This is a genomic window from Fibrisoma limi BUZ 3, from assembly GCF_000296815.2.
GTDB classification, from domain to species: Bacteria; Bacteroidota; Bacteroidia; order Cytophagales; family Spirosomataceae; genus Fibrisoma; species Fibrisoma limi.
In genome coordinates this window covers 569,477-589,173 of record NZ_CAIT01000010.1, presented here as the reverse complement: position 1 = coordinate 589,173, position 19,697 = coordinate 569,477, and the positions used below count along the sequence as shown (strand labels likewise).

At 53.2% G+C, this 19,697-nt stretch carries 17 protein-coding genes; 7 read left to right on the top strand and 10 right to left on the bottom strand.

Features of this window, described 5'->3' with window-relative positions:
• Positions 1–46 precede the first annotated feature (46 nt).
• The 9 genes from BN8_RS30425 to nusB all read right to left on the bottom strand — a co-directional run bounded on the left by BN8_RS30425 (position 47) and on the right by nusB (position 10,580).
• Positions 47–3,256, bottom strand: coding sequence for a T9SS type A sorting domain-containing protein (locus BN8_RS30425; RefSeq protein WP_009285814.1), 3,210 nt, complete (start codon positions 3,254–3,256; stop codon positions 47–49).
• 180 nt (positions 3,257–3,436) lie between these two features.
• Entirely contained in the window at positions 3,437–5,671 is a 2,235-nt protein-coding gene (locus BN8_RS30420) for a S9 family peptidase (protein WP_009285813.1), read from the bottom strand.
• Positions 5,672–5,762: 91 nt separating this feature from the next.
• Positions 5,763–6,341: a DUF4136 domain-containing protein gene (locus BN8_RS30415; RefSeq protein WP_009285811.1), complete on the bottom strand. Its 579-nt coding sequence runs from the start codon at positions 6,339–6,341 to the stop codon at positions 5,763–5,765.
• Between the two features lie 355 nt (positions 6,342–6,696).
• The gene (gene coaE / locus BN8_RS30410) at positions 6,697–7,323 is read right to left on the bottom strand and encodes a dephospho-CoA kinase (protein ID WP_009285809.1); all 627 of its coding nucleotides are present in this window, start codon (positions 7,321–7,323) and stop codon (positions 6,697–6,699) included.
• Positions 7,320–8,066, bottom strand: coding sequence for a YbbR-like domain-containing protein (locus tag BN8_RS30405; protein ID WP_009285808.1), 747 nt, complete (start codon positions 8,064–8,066; stop codon positions 7,320–7,322). Before BN8_RS30405 ends, coaE begins: the two co-directional genes overlap by 4 nt.
• 106 nt (positions 8,067–8,172) lie before the next feature.
• Complete coding sequence (gene yajC, locus BN8_RS30400; RefSeq protein WP_009285806.1) at positions 8,173–8,499, bottom strand: preprotein translocase subunit YajC; 327 nt, start codon at positions 8,497–8,499, stop codon at positions 8,173–8,175.
• 80 nt (positions 8,500–8,579) lie between these two features.
• Positions 8,580–9,026: a DUF1573 domain-containing protein gene (locus BN8_RS30395; RefSeq protein WP_040007095.1), complete on the bottom strand. Its 447-nt coding sequence runs from the start codon at positions 9,024–9,026 to the stop codon at positions 8,580–8,582.
• A 26-nt stretch (positions 9,027–9,052) separates the two neighbouring features.
• Entirely contained in the window at positions 9,053–9,355 is a 303-nt protein-coding gene (locus BN8_RS30390; protein WP_009285804.1) for a YtxH domain-containing protein, read from the bottom strand.
• Positions 9,356–9,443: 88 nt separating this feature from the next.
• Positions 9,444–10,580: a transcription antitermination factor NusB gene (gene nusB, locus BN8_RS30385; protein ID WP_051041163.1), complete on the bottom strand. Its 1,137-nt coding sequence runs from the start codon at positions 10,578–10,580 to the stop codon at positions 9,444–9,446.
• Between the two features lie 155 nt (positions 10,581–10,735).
• Here nusB and BN8_RS30380 point away from each other — a divergent pair, with 155 nt between their 5' ends.
• The gene (locus BN8_RS30380) at positions 10,736–11,416 is read left to right on the top strand and encodes a DUF4190 domain-containing protein (protein ID WP_009285802.1); all 681 of its coding nucleotides are present in this window, start codon (positions 10,736–10,738) and stop codon (positions 11,414–11,416) included.
• Between the two features lie 145 nt (positions 11,417–11,561).
• Positions 11,562–13,343, top strand: a complete 1,782-nt coding sequence (locus BN8_RS30375; protein ID WP_040007181.1) for an ABC transporter ATP-binding protein — start codon at positions 11,562–11,564, stop codon at positions 13,341–13,343.
• A 20-nt stretch (positions 13,344–13,363) separates the two neighbouring features.
• Here BN8_RS30375 and BN8_RS30370 read toward each other — a convergent pair whose 3' ends face one another.
• Positions 13,364–14,710 carry a neutral/alkaline non-lysosomal ceramidase N-terminal domain-containing protein gene (locus BN8_RS30370; protein ID WP_009285800.1) on the bottom strand — a complete coding sequence of 449 codons (1,347 nt, stop codon included), beginning with the start codon at positions 14,708–14,710 and terminating at the stop codon, positions 13,364–13,366.
• Between the two features lie 185 nt (positions 14,711–14,895).
• On the opposite strand from BN8_RS30370, the gene BN8_RS30365 reads away from it, so the two are divergent.
• The 5 genes from BN8_RS30365 to BN8_RS30345 all read left to right on the top strand — a co-directional run bounded on the left by BN8_RS30365 (position 14,896) and on the right by BN8_RS30345 (position 19,357).
• Complete coding sequence (locus BN8_RS30365) at positions 14,896–16,104, top strand: GlmU family protein (protein ID WP_040007094.1); 1,209 nt, start codon at positions 14,896–14,898, stop codon at positions 16,102–16,104.
• Positions 16,094–17,212 (top strand): DNA polymerase III subunit delta', encoded by a 1,119-nt coding sequence (gene holB / locus BN8_RS30360; RefSeq protein WP_009285798.1) that lies wholly within the window; start codon positions 16,094–16,096, stop codon positions 17,210–17,212. Before BN8_RS30365 ends, holB begins: the two co-directional genes overlap by 11 nt.
• Entirely contained in the window at positions 17,209–17,724 is a 516-nt protein-coding gene (locus tag BN8_RS30355) for an ATP-dependent zinc protease family protein (RefSeq protein WP_009285797.1), read from the top strand. Before holB ends, BN8_RS30355 begins: the two co-directional genes overlap by 4 nt.
• A 60-nt stretch (positions 17,725–17,784) precedes the next feature.
• Positions 17,785–18,693: a 30S ribosomal protein S6--L-glutamate ligase gene (rimK, locus tag BN8_RS30350; RefSeq protein WP_009285796.1), complete on the top strand. Its 909-nt coding sequence runs from the start codon at positions 17,785–17,787 to the stop codon at positions 18,691–18,693.
• Positions 18,694–18,802: 109 nt separating this feature from the next.
• Positions 18,803–19,357 carry a hypothetical protein gene (locus BN8_RS30345; RefSeq protein ID WP_009285795.1) on the top strand — a complete coding sequence of 185 codons (555 nt, stop codon included), beginning with the start codon at positions 18,803–18,805 and terminating at the stop codon, positions 19,355–19,357.
• The last annotated feature ends 340 nt before the right edge of the window (positions 19,358–19,697 follow it).

Here is a 19,697-nt window from a genome sequence, read left to right as displayed (position 1 = left end):
GCCGGTCCAACGCGCGTTGGACCGGCTTTTTTGTATAAGCAATAGATCATCGTCCGGCAATTTTAACCAGTCGCTTGCGAGCAGTTGCTGCCCCCGCTTTTACGTCAATCACGTACGTACCAACCGACTGAGCACTCAAATTCAACATTACTTCATGGGCGGTTGAACGGGTATTAATTTGAATGGTTTGTACTCGCTGCCCCAGCAGATTGTATACTGACACCGTAACCGGCGATGCCTTGTCCGTCTGGATCGTTACCTGACAGGTGTTTTCGACGGGGTTCGGGAACACGGTAAACTGAACGGGCGGAGCGGTAGGCTCAAGTGCCAACGGCGCTAGGACTTTCACTTCCTGAGCCGCCGACGCCAGCGTACAGCCATCCAGTGAAACCTTTACCACGTAACTGCCTGTCTGCGTTGTTGAGATGGCTGGAGAAACGGCTCCGACTATATCCTGACCCTCTTTCTGCCACTGATACGTCAATCCGGTTCCCGTGTTGGCCGTAAGTGTTACGCTGGCGGGCAAGTACACCTCAGTTGGGCCACTCGGGGTGATTTTAGCGTCGAGGTCGGCGGCTTTGTGCGTCAGTGTCACGCTTGGCGATACGTTATCGCAACCGTTGGCGTCCTTTACGGTCACCACAAACGCCCCCGCAGCCGTAGCACTGTACGTTCCGTTGGTCGTTGCGCTGGTGCTGGCCGGATTGGTAGCCGTGCCAACCTGCCTCCATTCGTACGTGTACGGGGCCTTACCGCCACCTACGACCGCCGACAATTGGGTCGAACTTCCTTTACAGAACACCGTTTGGCCGGTGATGGTGGCCGTAGGCCGGGCGACTTCCGTCACCACAACGTCTTTGGCCTTGGCCGTACACCCTTTACTATCCGTAATATCGGCGGTTAGGGTCGCTGGTTTCTGGAATACTTGCGTGTACGTATTGGTGTTGAGCAGTAGCTCGCTACCCTGCCAGATGGCCTTAAAAGGCGCATTGCCGTTGCTGATCGCCAGGGTCAGCGACGTAGTGGTTCCGGTACAGAAGTAATTCAGCCCATTGATGGCGGCTTCCATCGTACAGGGTTTATATGTCACTTTCGACACCGCTGTCTGGCTACACCCTTTTGTATCCGTCACGACCAGTTGAATATCGGTGTTAGTCGTAAAAGGCCCGAAAGTAGGCTGAGCCGCCGTAGAGCCGTTGCCCGGCACGGCCGCCTGACTCGTTGTCCACTGATACGAATAAGGAGCCGAACCACCGCTGGCGGTCGTTACATTGGTCAGCGTATAGGTTTCGGTTCCCGTCAGCGTGGTGCTGGTTCCGGCCGTCAGCGTCAGGGTGGGCACTTCGGTAACAACAAGCGTTTTTGACTCAACCGGACAGTTTCGGCTGTCTGTCACTTCTACGGAATACGCTCCCGCCCGATCGGCGGCAAAGTTCACGTTCCGGGCTGCCAGCATTTCACCGTTCCGTTTCCATTGATACCGGAATCCCGGCGTTCCGCCTGATACGACTGCTGACAAACGACTGGATGAGCTTGGGCAAAAGTAGTCGGCTCCGGCGATGGAAACTGAAATGGCCGGGTTTTCGGTAACTAGTAAAACGACGGGCGAACTGGCGCAGCCACCGTCGTCGCTGGCGGTTACGCTGTACTGGCCGGCTTCTGATACGGAGATGGTTGCGCTTGTGCTGATGGGCTTGTTATTCTTCGACCATTGATAATAGTAAGCACCGGTGCCGTTACTGCCCGTTGCCGCCAGCGTAACAGAGCCACCCGCACAAAAGAAGTTGGAACCCGTCATTGTCACTCTTGGTGACGGGTTCTGCGCAATGGTCAGCGTCGGAGATGTGTCGCTCACACCACAGGACGAATCAGCCGCCTGGACCTGATACGTGCCTGGTTCCTTAGCCCGTAATAATCCTTTGGGTGTACTCGAAACTGGTGCGCCGTTCAGTTTCCACTGGAATAGCAGACCGGGAACCGTATTTTCGTCCGTAAAACCAAGGCCCACGGAGTCGGCGCGGCAGACCGTAAGGCTTGTATCTTTCCGAATAGGTATAACGCCGGTCGTAAGACCTGCTGTGGCATACAACTTTAAAAAATCGCGGCAGAAACGAGATACAACCAGGTTACTGGTGTACTGATTGGTTGGTACGGCGCTTGTTTCGGAGATGAACCAATAGTCACCGTGGCGCGACTGAAAGGCACTGGCCACACCACGCATCCCATTGAGGTCGCCGTCAAGCTGCCCACTGATGTACCGCTGCCAGGTAATGGTACCTGTACCCGTCAGTTTGGTCAGTGTGTAGCCGGTCGTGGTGAATTCACTGGCGGGCCGGTCGCGAAGCAGGCAGAGCAAACCGCCGTCGGTCGTGGTTTGAAGCACATCCCGAACTTGACTTTGCCACTGCAGGGTACCCGCATTTGTCAGTTTATACGTCTGATCGCTTGAGAAAACAATACCCCCATCCGTCGTTTCTACTACCTTGAAAGGCCGCAGAGAGGCATCACCGGGAACTGTATACCGCCATGCTTCCTTACCGGCATTGTTTACTTTCACCAGCTTATCGTTCGTACGATAAACAACACCATCAGCTATCGCCTGAGCAAAAGCGGCCGTTTCATTGATTTGCCACTGCTGCTGGCGCTGACCGTCCAGTTTGGTCAGGCCACCGTTACCATCATAGCGAACGTATCCGCCGTCAGTTGTAGCAATTAGGAAGTTGCTGTTCAACTGCCACTCCATATCACCCTTGGCCGACAGCTTGGTATTTGTCCCCCGGTCCGGATCGCCCGGATTCGGGTTGGTCAGCAAAACGCCACCATCGGGTGTTGGGTATAATACTGAACCCCGATACGGTTTACTCCATTTCAGCTTGGCCGCATTACCGGGCGCATAGGCATATGTAGTGCCATTACCACTTACGATAATCGACCGATCGGTGGCTTCCGCCAATGCCACATTACCGCTGATGGTCTTCGGCAGCGACGTTACCTGGCTGTAGGCGACTTTGCCGGTAGTCAGGTATTTAGTTACCTGTAGGTTCCAGTTCTTGATATTTGTCCCAACGCCATCGGCATAGAAATAAGCCACAATCAGGTTACCGTCGTAGGTGGGTATGTACGTCTGAGAAGCCCGCTGCAGCTTGTTGACAACCTGGGCGTAGGTAAGCGATGGACCAGACGATGTTTGAGCAGCAACCGAGAAAGACAGAACAATTGGGCAGACTAGCAGGATGCAGCGTAAATAATTTCTCATAAAGAGTTTAACAGTGGGCAGTTTGGAAAAGGCATGTTAACAAAACTATGCTATGGCTATCATATAGAATGGCTTATTTACTAAAAGGCTTGCTAGATTAATACCTTTTAATCCAGCCTGAAAAACGCGGAAAGCCCGGGTCATACCCAGGCTTTCAGAACGATCACGGTATGCCCTCAATTAATTTACGGGAACGCCTTTCAGGTTGTTTTCCAGATATGTCGTGTATTGCTGATACAACAGCACCATGGTAGTAGGGCTATAGGCTACACCGTGTGCACCGGGCGGATAAATCCGTAGGTCAGCGTCCTTACCGGCATCTTCCAGCGCGTTCATCAACTGGAACGTGTTCCGGACATGTACGTTCTCGTCCATAGTCGAGTGGGCAATGAACATCTTTCCGGCCAGGTTTTTGGCGTATGGGGTCACGGAACTGTTGCGATACTTTTCTTCATTCTCCGGTATCAGTCCCATGTACCGCTCCGTATATATGCTATCGTACAGCCGCCAGTCCGTCACGGGAGCCCCTACAAGCGCCACTTTAAATACGTTAGGGTGGGTCAGCATGGTGTAGCTGCTCGAATACCCACCGTAGCTGTGCCCCCGAATCGCCATCCGACTACCATCAATCCAGGGCAGGCTGGCCATGTAGCGAGCTGTTTCGGCAAAATCCTTGCTTTCAAACTGGCCAAGCTTCTCGTACACCTGCTTTTCAAAATCGCGCCCGTAGCCACCGCTTCCCCGGTTGTTGACGCTCACAACTACGTAGCCCGTTTGTGCCAGCCACTGATGCCAGCCCGTCGTAGCAAATTCGTTGTAAACCGATTGCGCTCCTGGCCCACCGTATATATCCAACACCATCGGATACTTCTTCGACGGGTTGAAATCCAGCGGCTTAATGATTGAGATGTCAAGCTTCTGGCCGTCAGACGTCGTAAATTGACTTAGTTCCTTGGATGCATAGGCATGTGAACCGATGAACTGCGTGACGCGGTCGTTGCTTTCGAGCGATTTGATTTTGGTTCCTTTAGTATCCCAAAGCTCAACCTGCGTCGGCGTTGATACGTTTGAGTAACGGTCGATGTAGTACTGCCCGTTGGGAGAGAAGTTCACCGTATGTCGCCCGGCTACAGTAGTTAACCGCCGTTTGTTTTTCCCGTCCACATCAATGACAAACAACTGCCGTTCCAGCGGTGATGCTTCCGTTGAAGTGTAAAATATCTTGCGGGTTTTTGGGTCGACGTGGTGAACGTAGGTTACTTCCCAATTTCCCTTGGTCACCTGATTCAGCAGCTTTCCGTTGTAATCGTAGCGATACAGATGCGCAAAGCCGTCCTGTTCCGATACGCGGTAAAACTCCTGCACACCCGCCGGGAAGTAGAAATAATGCATGATGTTGGCGAAAAAATCGAACACATCGATCCAGGCGTTCGACTTTTCTTCCAGTATCTGCCGGGCATCGCCGGTGCGGGCGTTCGCCATAAATACTTTCAGGTGATTCTGCTTCCGGTTCAGGTGCAACAGCGCCAGTTGGCCTTCCTGCGAGGTCCAGTAGATGCGCGGAATATAACCGGCCGGTTCGGCGTTGCTGCCCAGTTCAACCTTCATCCACTGTTTGGTTTTCGTACCAACGTCGATAACCCCAATCCGTACGGTGGGATTCTCGTCGCCGACCCGCGGATACGGCAGTGAATCATATTTTTCGTCAAAACCTTTATAGTCAGTCAGCTTGTAGATGGGCACCTTCCGCTCGTCCGACTGCCAGAAGGCGATGAACTTGCTGTCGGGCGACCATTCCCAGGCTTGCGCCAGACCAAATTCCTCCTCATACGCCCAGCCAAAGCGGCCGTTGTAAAACGCCGGTTTAGCGTCGTCGGTAAGCTGCGTTTCCTTCTGGGTAGCGAAGTCAAACACGTACAGATCTCCGCCCCGTTCGTAACCGACTTTACTGCCATCGGGAGCAAGTTCGGCCGTCTGGGCGTCTTTCGCCACCAGTTTCAGGTTCTTGCTGGCGACCGAGTACACGTAGTAATCGGATACCCCCGACCGGCGATAAACCGGCCTGAAATTGGCCTGAAACAGAATATTCTTTGAGTCTTTCGACCACTGAAATGAACTGTACTGAAATCGGTTATTTGTGCCCGGAAACGTAAGCTGGCTGCCATCAAACACAACCGCTTCCTGTTGCTTCTCGGGTGCGAATGTTTTGATAATTCCGGGGCCGTCGATGAAGGAAAACTTGCTGCCCCCCTCAATCCAGTTGACGCTACGTGGCCCCTGTGAGCCATTTAGCAAACCAGTCGACCCAATGGCTTGCTGTAGTGTGGTGTAGCGTTGCTGAGCCTGGGACAGAACCGGTTGTGTCAGGGTCAGGGTAATTACCACCGACCAACCGAATGACCTGCGTGCATTCATGAATGTTTTGGCTAAGTGAATTTGGTAAAATTAACAAAAAAAACGGCCCTTTTGAGGCCGTTTGGTATCTGAATCAATGCAGTAAGCTAAATCAACTGTTCCGTTGAGGGTATCGCTCAACAATCCGTTCAATCTCCTTCGGCAGCAACGACGTAATTCGGGCCGGATCATTCACTGCCTGCTGCACCGAACCCCGCCAAACCAATTGCTTTGTCCGGGCGTCAACCATATCGACTACCACCGTACCGGCCTGGTATTCTTCTTCACGATACTGCGGACCTCCCCAGCCCCACCACGACGGCCCCCAGCCGGCAAAACCCCAGCGCCCCCAGCCATAGTAAGGCCCATACAGGGGACCAGCGTAGTTATTGGTCGCTACAGTGCGGGTTTTCTCTTCCACAAAGAAATGGTAACCAATGATCATGTCGGGCCGGGATCTCACCTCTTTCAGGCCTTTTTCACCTAGTACCTGATTCACCGTGTTTTCGACGGCATCTGATGCCAATTGGTTATAATACAGTGGGTTCTGACTGCCTTTTACGTCTGAATCCATCCAGGCATAAGTACGGTACTTGCTAAAATTGACACGCTGGTTAGCGTCAACGGTCACACGCGGAGCGCAACTGCTGACAATCAGTAGCAGGGCAACCGCCATCAATCCATATTTCATAACGTTCGATTTGTTGTTTACTTCTCTAGTAAACTAGTAGGAAGTACAAAGGTTTACCAAAAGCAAATCCCTATGAGGCAACGTCCGGGCTGATGACCTGGCCAGTATCACCTTGCCTGTTCTACAGCGCCGACCGGAACTAATCCGGCCAGGCGTTTCTAATCTGCCGCACCATCTGTTCGTCTTTGTTCGTACGGGTCAGTTCGTCGAAAGCCGTTACTGGTTTTTGGGGCCGCCGGAACCGACAAACACACCAGACAGGAAACTACAGGCGCACAAAGTCAACGTGGGCAGTACGGTTTTCTTCAGGTACTGAAAATACGATACGCTTTGGCGAGCCAGGCTGTTGAGCGACTTAATCCGCTACTTTTCGGGTCGTGAACGTAGTATGAAGGGCTAAAATCTGGGGAAGCAGAAGCTGCTGCTCGTCGTTTTCGAGTACGTAGTCGGCCATAGCCAGCCGCTCGTCGTCGCTGATTTGTCGATTGATGATATTCAGAATTTCCTCGTCAGTACGGTGCGGATCGCGAAGTCGGATACGCTCCACCCTAAGCGCAATAGAGGCATGTACCACAATAACCTTATCGAGCGAATTACCGTCGCCGGCTGCGCGCATGATTGCGGCTTCCTTCACTACGTATGACTGATCCGCGTGGCTGCGTACCCATAGCGCCGTATCGGCATAGACACGGGGGTGAATGGCATTATTTAGTTGGAGCAACAAATCCGGGTCGGCAAATACCTGCGCAGCAATCCAGGCCCGATTGTAACGGCCAGTGATGTCGTAGGCGTTTGGCCCCAGTATTCGCGTGATATCCGCCTTCAGGATGGGATCATGCTCCGTGAGCCATTTAGCGCGTTCATCGGCTTCGTACACCGGCACGCCCAGCGCCCGAAATACGCGGCAAACTGTGCTCTTGCCCGAACCAATGCCCCCCGTTACGCCGATCTGCAACGGCTGTTTGCGCTCCGTCTGATTCATCGCTTAGACCGTGACGTAGTAGTCGGCGCCGGAGGTGTCGGCTGCATAGCAGGCGGTAGCGGAGATAGCAGCTCCCCTACTTCAAAACTGACAAATACCCGGTCGGCGCTGGTACGGATCTGTGGGTGCCGATAGAGATTGATCGGTAGTTCTTCGTCGTAATTGTCGTTGATCCGCTTACGGGGAATACGAATCTGGATTGAATCGGGGTAGCCACGCACAAGCCGCTGGGGCCCCTCCACCTGAATGGTACGGGGAGTGACGTTAATGACGCTCGAGACGATGTAGCGCGGGGCAAGATTGATATGCAGACTGTCGACCAATAACCGAACGGTCTTGATCATTCGCCGTTCAAAACCCATTTCGAGCGTATCGGCCACGACGTAGTTTACCCGCATCTTCTTGATCTGTTCGGCCAGTGCCGCCGTCAGCGACGATGTATTGATGATCGACGCCTGAAGCGGGTTCTGCACAACATAATCCACCGGCTTCACCCGGAACGGCAGCCACGAATGGGTTAACAAACCCCATCCGTCGCCCGATACGTTAACCGTTACGGTGCGGGGCAACGGTGTAGTTGGGATGTACAGTGAGTCGTTGTAAACGAAATGCACCGGGTACTGAACGTTCAGTGTATAACCGTCTTTGTTCAGAGCGTTCAGGAACCAGAACAACGAAGCTGCGGCAACGCAAAGGAGTACCCGAGTTGGTTGAAATTTGGTTGTTTTCTGCGCAGGAGTCACTAGAAACGACGATTAGATAAAACACGAATGACGCCGACGGAACCGATCAAGGCGGATGTATTATCCACGTTTATCTATTCAGCCCACGTCATTGGGAATGTGTGCGTTATTGCTTTTTCTCAGCTTCTGCCGGTTTAACGGTAGCCTCGCGCGAAATTGCCGTTTTCTCAAACGTCATCTTGATGCCCCGGTCCACCTCAAGCGTAACCGTCGTACCTTCCACCGAAACGACCCGGCCGTGCAGCCCACCGATGGTAACGACATTATCCCCTTTCTTGAGGTTTTCGATGAATGATTTCTGATCCTTCTGCTTCTTCTGCTGCGGGCGGATCATAAAGAAATAAAAAACGACGATGATGCCCACCCACAGCAATACATTGGAGATGATGGACTGCGTAGAATTGGGCTGCGCCTGTAATAAAAGCGAGTACATGATTGGTCGGGGATTAAAGTTAGTGAAGCGTATGCCTCCGTTTGTTTTAGTGACAAGCCGGACGTATACGCTTCACCTGGTTATGACGTTTTGGTCGGATCACCTTTGGGTTGCACCAGCACCTTAAACTGCAAGTCTGTCATGGCCGGTTCGGTGTTGGCGAAAATGGTCACCGTTTTGTTCTGCTCACCACTCTTACCCCGGCTGTTGAACCGTACTTTGATCGATGAGGCACTGCCCGGAGCAATCGGTTCGCGGGGCCATTCCGGCGTAGTACAGCCACAGGAAGCCGTAATGTTATTGATGATCAGTGGGTACTGCCCGGTGTTGGTAAACTTAAAGACATGTTCAACGGTGTCGCCTTCCATGATGGTCCCAAAATCATGAACCCCTGCTTCAGCGAATTCAATCTTCGGCATTTTTTCCGAAGCCACTGCCTGCGACGTTTCAGCCTGTCGGCGGTTATCACAACCGGCCAACCCAACAAACAGCCCGGCTGCGAGAGCAACTACAAAAAACTGTTTCATACTCAGTATCATTTACTGACAATCCATTACGCGTTCTGCCGCTTGATCTGCGCCATCAGCCGATCGACGTCTTCAAGCAGGCGTTCAGCCTTTTCGCGGGCGTCATTAACGACGCGCTCCCCTTCATTTCTGGAGAAGTTTTCGGGCAGTTCGGACGTATTCAGTAAGTCGTTTATTAACTGCTGCAATTGCTCGCGGTATTTTGAAAGCCGATACGTTAACCGATCGCGGGTAACCTCACCTTTTTCGGGAGCGTATAACAATCCAAGTAGGGCACCGGTAGCAGCACCGGTCAGGAAAAACGCCAAATCACGGCCAGTTCTGTTCATTTCTTAATCGTTTTCTATGTACGGTTTACAGAAATCTTAAATCTATCTCTATAGATAACCACAAACCGTAAACGCAATAAACGTAAACTTATTTATTGTCCAGCAATCCGCGTCCACTCTTACGCAACCGGCCTGAAGCCTGAAGCTTCTCGGATAGATTATCGAGGATTCCGTTCACAAATTTACCGCTTTTGGGCGTACTGTACGCTTTTGCTAATTCAATATATTCATTTATGGTAACCTTCACCGGAATGTTCGGGAAGTTCAGCAATTCGCAGATGGCCAGCTTCAGAATGATCTTGTCCAGCATCGCCACACGCTGAAGATCCCAGTTCTGCAACTGCTCGATCAGCAATTGTTCGTAGTCATTGTCATTCTCTAACGATTTCTGAAACAGGGTGTTCAGAAACAACTCGTCTTCTTCCCAATCATCGGTGAGGGGCTCCAGTTGCAGACCGGTCATGCTCTGCGCCGATTTAAGGGTACGAATGGCCAACCCCCGTACCACTTCATTATTTTCAGTCCAGCTCAGATCAATCTCGGCCAGGTGATTGCGAATATCATCGTGCTTGAAAATTAACGTACGGAGAATGTACTGGGCCAATTGCTGGTCTTCATCGGCTGTGTGCGTTTTTTGTTCGCAGTACGCCCGGTAGGTTTCATCCGCTTTCAGCACTTCCCGATACGACTTCCGAATAAAACCGAGATCATCGGTCCATGAGACATTCCGACGCAGCGCTTCATGCTGCAACGGCTGATGACGGGCCAGGGCCTGTACCACTGTATTGTCATTCAAATCCGATTCGTACGGGAATGGAGCTTCATCGGGATCGCGGTAGGTACGTTCGCGGTCGAGTCGGGCAGCATGGCCGAGTTCGACCAGCAACAGCAGCACCCGCAGGTAGTCGTCGTAGATGCTCTGCACCTGCGTGATCATCATCTGACCTAAATGCTGACGGTCTTTTTTAGCCCGGATCTGGTAGAACAGCAGTCCATCATTGGCGGCTTTCAGGACTTTCGACGGGGCATCTTCATCCTGGGCCGGCTGCCCGGTCCTGATTGCTTCTTCAAACAACAGACCAGCCAGTTTTCGGTAGCCTTCGAGCTGCCGCCGATTTTGTGGCAACATCGAGTTTAGGTCGGGTTGGAACAGGTCCGAGATGCCGTCGAGGGCTAATTGCTGGTTAGAAAGTTCGGACTGCCGGAGCGCATATAGCGCCTGCATGACCTTGATTCGGAGTAATCGCCTATTCAACATCCGCCTAAAAACTATTAAATCTACCGATAAGAAAAAGAACTGCCGGAAAACGTTGCAAAAATACGGCTAAATCCGTAGTTTTCCCAATCAAAACCGTATGACTTGACCTATACTCTTACCACATGTTATTCTTCCGCCGACTGGCCAGCCCCCGCCTGGTAGTGGTTGTCATTTTTGCAACCTTTCTTCTACCAGCCTGCAATTCAGCCCACTACGCTTATTTTCAACCTCAACCCACCCGCACTACGTCGTATCACTCCGAACCTTACGTACCCGAAGCTACTCTTGATTCAATACCGGCGGCACCTTCTATAGCACCGGTTAACAAAGCACTCACTTCGGCGGGAAGTTCGCCGTCCGTCGATACGCCGGGAAGCCCAACGACCAACCCAACTTTACACCGCAACCCCGACAGTCGTACGAGCCATCGCCACCGGCTGAAGCGATTGATACGGTATCCATCGCTGGCTCATTTTGCCCCACAGCGCTCAGCGGACATTGATCGCCACAGCTCCAGCCGGAAGGTCCACGGCCTGGCCATTGCAGCTTTAGCGCTGTCGGTACTGTCGTATGGCCTGTTGCTGGTCCCGAGCAATGCATTTGTTTGGGTCCTGGGCATGGCCTTGCCGCTGACATCCATTATGATGGGGTCGGCCAGTCTGGCCTCCATCAACCGCAACAAAGAGCGGCTACGGGGCAAAGGCTGGGCAGTGGCCGCCATCATGATTGCGACCGGTTTCATGGGTTTGGCCGCCGTTGCATTGGCTGCCTTATCGACGTCGAGGGTTATCTGGGAGAAATAGGTTGAGGTGGTGGATGAGGTGGCAGGTTCAGAACCTGCCACCTTATCCAACTGGACACAGCAAGCAGTTCAATCATTCTAAAATCTCCCCTGCAACCTTTTCGCAAGCGGGTGCGTTACGAACGAAAAAAGCCCGCAGCCAAACCGTGAAAGCGCTTTCCCACCTCAATAAATATTTACTCAAGTACAAGTGGTATCTCATCTGGGGCACCGTATTTACGGTAGTTTCTAACCTGTTCGGCATTTTCCCGGCGCAGCTCGTACGGTATGCGCTGGACCTGGTTCGGGAAACACTCGATGTCTATTACCTCTTCGATAGCTCACCACTACAATCGTCGCTGTACGAGGTCTTTACGTTCAGCATCATGCTGTTTGCCGTACTGACGCTGGTAATGGCGCTGCTCAAAGGTTTTTTCCTGTTTCTGGTGCGTCAGACGCTGATCGTCATGTCGCGCCACGTTGAATACGACCTCAAGAACGAAATTTACGATCACTACCAGACCTTACCACTTAGCTTTTACCGGCAACAAAGCACCGGCGACCTGATGGCCCGCATCTCGGAAGACGTCAGTAAAGTCCGGATGTACGTCGGCCCGAGTATCATGTACGGTCTGAATCTGATTGTGCTGTTCATTCTGGTCATTACGTACATGGTGAGCATCAACACCCGCCTGTCGTTGTACGTACTGCTGCCGCTGCCCATCTTGTCGGTGGCCATTTATATTGTCAATAACATCATCATCCGGCGCTCGGAAGAAATTCAGCGGAGTTTGTCGCGGCTGTCGACCTATGTTCAGGAAGCGTTTTCGGGCATTCGCGTTCTGAAATCCTATGTACAGGAAGATAATTCGGCGGCAAAGTTTGAGATCGAAAGCGACGAATACCGGAACAAGTCCCTGGGTCTGACCCGCGTTGATGCGCTGTTTTTCCCGATTGTTGCCATTCTGGTTGGACTGAGCAACGTACTGGTCGTGTACGTGGGCGGGCAGGAGATCCTGGCCGGTCGGCTGACGCCGGGCAACATCACAGAGTTTATCCTGTACGTCAATATGCTGACCTGGCCGGTGATGGCCCTGGGCTGGACCACGAGCCAGACGCAGCGGGCCGCAGCCTCGCAGGAGCGTATCAACGAGTTCCTGAGCATCAAAACCGACATCGTTTCTCAGAAGAATCTGAGCCGCGACATCCACGGTGAAATCGAGTTTAAGAACGTTCGGTTTGTGTATCCGGATTCGGGTATTGTTGCGTTGAAAAATTTCTCGATGCACGTCCGGGCGGGCGAAACGGTTGCCATTCTCGGCACAACCGGTTCGGGGAAAAGTACGCTGGCTAACCTGCTGACGCGGATGTACGACGCCACTTCGGGCGAAATTCGCATCGATGGTACTCCCATTCGTGACTACAACCTGACCACTTTACGTGGGCAGATAGGTTACGTACCGCAGGACGTGTTCCTGTTCTCCGAAACGATTAGCAACAACGTCCGCTTCGGCAAGCCCGATATGCCCCAGGCGCGTGTAGACCAGGCCGTCCGTGATGCCGACCTGTACGACAATATCATGGGTTTTCCCGAAGGTTTCGAGACCCGAATTGGCGAACGCGGCATTACGTTGTCAGGTGGTCAGAAGCAGCGCCTGAGTATTGCCCGCGCCATCGCCCGCGACCCGAAGATTCTGATTCTGGACGACTGCCTCTCGGCGGTGGACACCAACACGGAGAACATCATTCTGAACAACCTGCGCCGGATCATGGCCGACCGGACGTCGGTGGTGATTTCCCACCGCGTGTCGTCGGCAAAACTCGCCGACTTCATCATCATGCTCGACGATGGTGAGATTGTGGAGCAGGGCACGCACGATGAGTTAATGAGTCTGAACGGTGCCTACCGGGAATTATACGAAAAGCAGTTACAGACGGAGGAGGTGTAGTATTACACAGTTAGTTGTTTTCACAGCTTCGCCACCAGCCCCCGCATCATTTCCGTAAAATACGCGCCGTTGTAGGGACCGAACCAGTTCATGTCGCGGGTTTCGTAGGTAGGTTTATCATAGTAGCGATCCGGCGTTACGTAGCCGATATAGCCACCATCGAAGCTGGTTACCATCAGGTTCAGGCCACGCTGGTCAGTAGCGGGTTTGATGTCGGCCACGAGTTCGCCCGAAAAGTCGCAGGGAGCACCCAGCATGACCGTCTGCCCGATACGTAGCGCTTTCAACTCCGACGGGTACTCGCCATACACGGCGTTGAAAAGCCACGGACGTACCCGCCAGTCGGTCAGGATGCGGGCGTGGGGTTCGCGCAGGCCCAGCGGTAAGGTCAGGATGGAGAGCGTACTGTCCGGCTTAGGTTGAATCTGGGGTAAGGTGCGCTCAATACGGGCCGCCAGCGCACCGGCGTAATTACGTATCTCTTCAAAGTCGGTTCTGCCCTTCGCTTCGGGTCCAGTACTGCCCACGGCCCCGGCCATGAATAGGGCAAAATCAGCATCTTTTCGTTCCAGCCGATCCACCAGCGAGCCGGGGTAATCGCGGCTCAGGTAGCGGCCATTACGTCCGTCGAACAGGGTCGCGTGCCCGGCAAACGTACACAGCAACGCCGTTTCGCCGGTTGTTTTCTGAAACTTCAGCAAGCGGATATTGCCGTCGAGTGGCCCATCACCCCCGATACGATTGCGAATCAGGTCGCTGGCATCCGTCTGGCCGTAACCAACCTGAGCCGGTGCCAGGGTTTTCTGTGCCGACGCAATAGCCGTTAGAATTCCCTCCGTAACCCGCTGAACGATCCGTTCATCAAAATCGCCCGCAATTAGTTCGCTCACCAGACCGGGAGCCCAGCCACCCACACTGTTGTGCGAATGAATGGCACCAATGTAGACGTCCTCCCAGCGGAAGCCTATTTGTGGCAGGCGTTTTTTCAACGCTTCCACGACAGCCGGGGGCGTAATGAGCAGGTCAAGGCCCACAATAGCGGTTTTAGTGCTGCCGTTGATCAGCACAATGGAGCGGACGTATATGGAGTCGCTCACGACCTCCCAATGTTTACCCCGCCGGACGCCGTAGCCGCCGGTTGGGGTAGTATAGGGGGGCGTAATATTGACTTTAGCCCAACCGGCCTGAAGGGGTGCCTTTGGTTCAGGAGAGGCAGGTAGTTCGGCCAGCCGCTGTTTGGTTTCGGCGTAGTACGTTGTCTGCTGATAGGGCGTTCGGTCAACGGGAGCTACACTGACCGCCACGAATAGAATGATCAACACCAGCAACCCCAGCAGGATTCGGCCCAGAATACGAAGGAATTTCATAGCAATTGCACCATTACGGCACAGATTCAGCCCGCAAGCAACAAAAAAACCGCTGAACGGAAAAGGGTTTGGCAACTTCTTCCGGAAATGTAATTTTTCATTCGTTTGGTCTCATGCCGACCGATTGTGTAGCTACCTTTTTCCGAATAATGATCGGATATTTGCCGTCACAATTACTTACGCGTATGTCCAACCTGATTGTATTCGACGACCCGGTTATTCGTCCGTCGCTGCTACCGTTCACGTTTACCCGACCGGTAGCCGATATCCGGATCGGTATACAGACTATTACCGAAAAATGGACTGATTATCTGGCTACTACCCCATCGTATCTGACGGAGCCGTACCTTCAGCAAAAGTTTGCGCTGCACACAACCGACGATAATCTATACATCAATGGTGCCGTTTGCCCAACGGATTCACTCGTGGAAACGATTCGGCAACTGGCTTCGGAAAGCGCTCTGGTTTTGCCGGATGGTCTGCTGCTGGCGGTACGTACCACTCAGAGCATCTCGACGGCAACGGCCCTGAACGGTGCTGTTCATTCCCTTATAACGTTCGAGGAGCCGCTGACCGTTATCCGTAACCTCTGGGACATTTTTCTGGAGAACGGCGCCCAGATCCGGGCGGACTTCGCCCGCCTGACGGCCGGTCGGACGTCGGAGCCGATTACGGATCCCCACACGCGCTGCTACGGTATCGAGAACATCTTCGTTGAACCCGGCGCAACCATCCGGGCGGCCGTTCTGAATGCCGAGGGCGGCCCCATTTATATTGGCCGGAACGCCACCATTCAGGAAGGAACGGTAATGCTCGGGCCGTTCGCCCTCTGTGAGTCGTCGACCGTAAACTGGGGCGGCAAAATGCGGAACAACACCACCATTGGTCCGTACTGCAAAGTAGGTGGCGAAGTGGGGAACTCCATATTTTTCGGCTACAGTAACAAAGCCCACGACGGATTTCTGGGCAATTCAGTGATCGGTGAGTGGTGCAATCTGGGTGCGAATACCAATAATTCGAACCTCAAAAACGACTACTCCAACGTTAAGCTGTTCAACTACGCCGTCGGTGATCTGGATGATACGGGACGACAGTTCTGCGGCCTGATGATGGGCGACCATACGCGGGCCGGCATCAGCACGATGTTCAACACCGGTACGGTCGTCGGCGTGAGCGCGAACGTATTCGGCGCTGGGTTTCAGCCGAAACACATACCATCGTTTTCGTGGGGCGGAGCCGACACGGGCTTTACGGCCTATCGCCCGGAAAAAGCCCTGCAGGTGGCCCGCGAAGCGCTCAAGCGCCGGAATAAGGACCTTGACGCTACGGAAGAAGCTATTTTACGCGAAGTGTACCGCTTAAGCCGCCAGTTGGTCGCCAACAATGCTCTTTAACGAAATCATCGGTCAGCACGACACAAAGCAGGCACTGCTGCGGGCGGTGCAGGCCAATCACCTTGCCCATGCGCTTTTGTTCGACGGGCCAGCAGGTAGTGCCAACCTTGCCCTGGCCCTGGCGCTGGCTACGTACGTTAACTGCGAAGACAAGCAGCCTCAGGATGCCTGTGGACGCTGTGCTTCCTGTGTGAAGATGCAGAAGCTGGTCCATCCTGACCTGCACATGGTGTTCCCGGTGGCCAATACGAGCCGGGGCAAAACCAGCGAAGCCTTCCTGACCGACTGGCGTAGCTTTCTGTCGGCGCATCCTTACCGAACTTTACCGGAATGGCTCGACACGATGGGAGCGGACAACAAACAGGGCAATATTTCGGCCGAAGAAGCCCGGAATATTTTGCAGAAGCTATCGTTGAAGTCCTACGAAGGTGCGTACAAGATCATGTTGATCTGGCTACCGGAGCTAATGAACGTAGCGTCGGCCAATGCGCTGCTGAAGGTGCTGGAAGAGCCCCCTGCCCAAACGCTGTTTCTGCTGGTGACCAATCAGCCGGATAAGCTGCTGATCACTATCCTGTCGCGGACGCAGCGGGTGGCGGTGCGGGCATTTACGGACGACGAAGTAGCGACGCACCTGCGCCAGCATCTCAATGTTGACGAATTGACGGCCAGACGGGTGGCTTATCTGGCAGATGGTAACCTGTCGGCGGCTCTGCGCATTAGTCAGGAAGAAACTAATGACAACCATGCGTGGTTTGCCGACTGGATGCGGACTTGCTACCGACAGGATTTGATTGCGCTGGTCAAACAGGCCGACCAGTTTGACGGTTTCAGCAAAGAGAAACAAAAGGGCTTGCTCGAATACAGCATTAGTCTCTGCCGTGACTTATTTTTGTGGCAGCAGGGAGCGGGATCGTTGCTGCGCCTGCCCGACGAAGAAGTCACGTTTGTGAAAAATTTCACTAAAATTTTAACCATGAATCATATTGAACGGCTTATTGCTGAGTTGAATGAAGCCGTTTACCATTTAGAGCGAAACGCCCGGGCCAAAATGGTCATGCTCGATATGTCTTTAACATTCAGCCGCCTGATTCGTACCCCGGCATGAAACTTAAGTTACGCAAGGCCCGAACGCCCAAAGCCAAGCAGGTGATCGGCATGACGGACCTCGTTGATTTTCCGGATCTGGCGCTTTCTGACGTTAAAGCCAAGATCGATACGGGCGCGTTTACATCGGCGCTGCACTGCAAGGAGGTGCGGCTGGTGCAGTCGGACGACAAACCAATGTTAAGTTTTTGGCTCATTGACAAAACCGGCGTGGCCTCCCGACAGTTCTATAGCGACCAGTTCAGTCAGCGGATGATTCGGAACTCATTTGGCGTTGCTGAACTGCGATATGTGATCAAAACACGCATTATTTTGTTTGGCCGGGTGATCCGCGCCGAGTTTACCCTGGCCGACCGCGAGCGGCTGAAAAATCCTGTCCTGCTGGGACGCAAACTACTTCGTAACCGATTTATAGTCGACGTATCACAAAAGAATCTGTCGTACAAAGCAAAGACTACACAGAAACTCCATCACCAACAGAACGGCAGCGTTGACACGCAGCAGCCTGACTAACTGCTTTATATCCACATAGATATACGCTCATAAGAAACGCAGCCGCTACTAACTACTACCATGCGTATTGCCATTTTATCGGCTAATCCGAACCTATATTCTACCCGGCGACTGGTCGAAGCGGCTCAACTGCGCGACCATGAAGTGCTTGTGGTAGACCATCTTAAATGCCACGTAATGATTGAGGGCGGCAAGCCGTCGGTTCTTTACGAAGGGCAGCCTCTGGAGCATATAGACGCCATCATTCCGCGTATTGGGGCGTCCGTTACCGACTACGGCTGCGCCATTGTCCGGCAATTTGAGATGATGAAAGTGTTTACGACGGCCAAATCGCAGGCCATCACACGCTCCCGCAACAAACTCAGAAGTTTGCAGGTCCTGTCGAAAGCAGGCGTTGGTCTACCCAAAACGGTATTCGCCAACCACCCCAAAAACGGCGACATTAATCAGTTGATCAAGCTGGTGGGCGGACCACCGGTCGTAATCAAACTGCTGGAGGGTACCCAGGGCATTGGCGTCGTACTGGCCGAAACGACCAAAGCCGCCAAATCAACCATCGAGGCCTTTTATGGGCTGAAGAAACACGTATTGGTACAGGAATACATAGCCGAGGCCAAAGGAGCCGACATTCGTGCGTTGGTTGTTGGGAATCAGGTAGTCGGCGCCATCCGGCGTCAGGGCGTCGACGGGGAGTTCCGTTCCAACCTCCACCGGGGCGGCAATGCGGTACCGATTCAGCTTACGGCCGAAGAAGAAGACACGGCCATTAACGCAGCCCGGGCCCTCGGTCTGAAGGTAGCGGGGGTGGATATGCTGCCCTCCGATCGTGGCCCTTTGCTCCTGGAAGTAAATTCATCGCCCGGACTGGAAGGCATCGAAACCGCCACCGGTATCGACGTAGCCGCCGAAATTGTTACGTACATCGAAGAACGTATTCCCGCCGACGAAAGCGATACGGTAGGGGTTTAAGCATAAAAAGGAGAGAAGGAAGGGGAAAAAGGAAGAAAGGGATACAAGCAGTTCCATCCTCCCTCTGCTCCCCTTTCTCCCTTTCCTCCTTTTTTCCTTACTTTGCCCTATGCCTGCCCTCGATCCCGATCTCAAAAAAGCCATCGTCCGCATGCCGGTTGCAGAAAAAGACAAACTGCTGCTACGGCTGATTACAAAAGACCCCATCCTGACCGAACGGCTGCAATTCGAACTGGTCGAGCACAAAGAAACCATCGACGAACGACGCGATAGTATCCGGCAGTTCATTGATCGGACGGCCCGGTTGAAGCAGGATTCGGCGGGTTGGGTGATGATGGATATGCGGGCAATCAGTGGCTACATCAGTCGGCACCTGAAGGTTACCAAAGACAAATATGGAGAAGCGGAACTGATGCTATATATGCTCAATACGTTCTTTGATCATCACCTTGACCTGCTCCGCCATCACAACAGCCGGACGGACAAAGCCGCCGAGTACATTGCCAAACGGACCGATCAGGTGCTCAAGAAGGTGTCGAAACTCGACCCGGATTACCATATTGAATTTGCCGGCGATATCAACAAACTGCTTCAGCGAGTGCATCACAACGCTCCGGCTCACTACGCCCGCCAACTGGACCTGCCACGGGAATGGACTATGTAATTTGCTGTGAGTTGTTATCGCAGCTCGGTTAAATTCAGTTCAAAGTCCGGCAATACGTCCTCGCCTGGTAAAGGCTGCTCAAACGTACGGTTGATCTGAATGGAACCGTCGGTCCGGTAGATGCCCGTGGTTTTCGTTTCCAGTCGATCAGCAGTCTAAAGTTGCTCTTCTGTTCGGCGTTAACGCCTTCCCGCGATCCAGCACCACACAGGCCGAATCACCCGACCGGACCGACCAGCCGTTCGTGCTGCTTGCTAGTTCGTCAAACACACTTTGTTGTTCAGTGTCAAGCGGGTTTGGCGTCGACGCATGTGCCGCTCACGCAGGCATTAAAACCCCT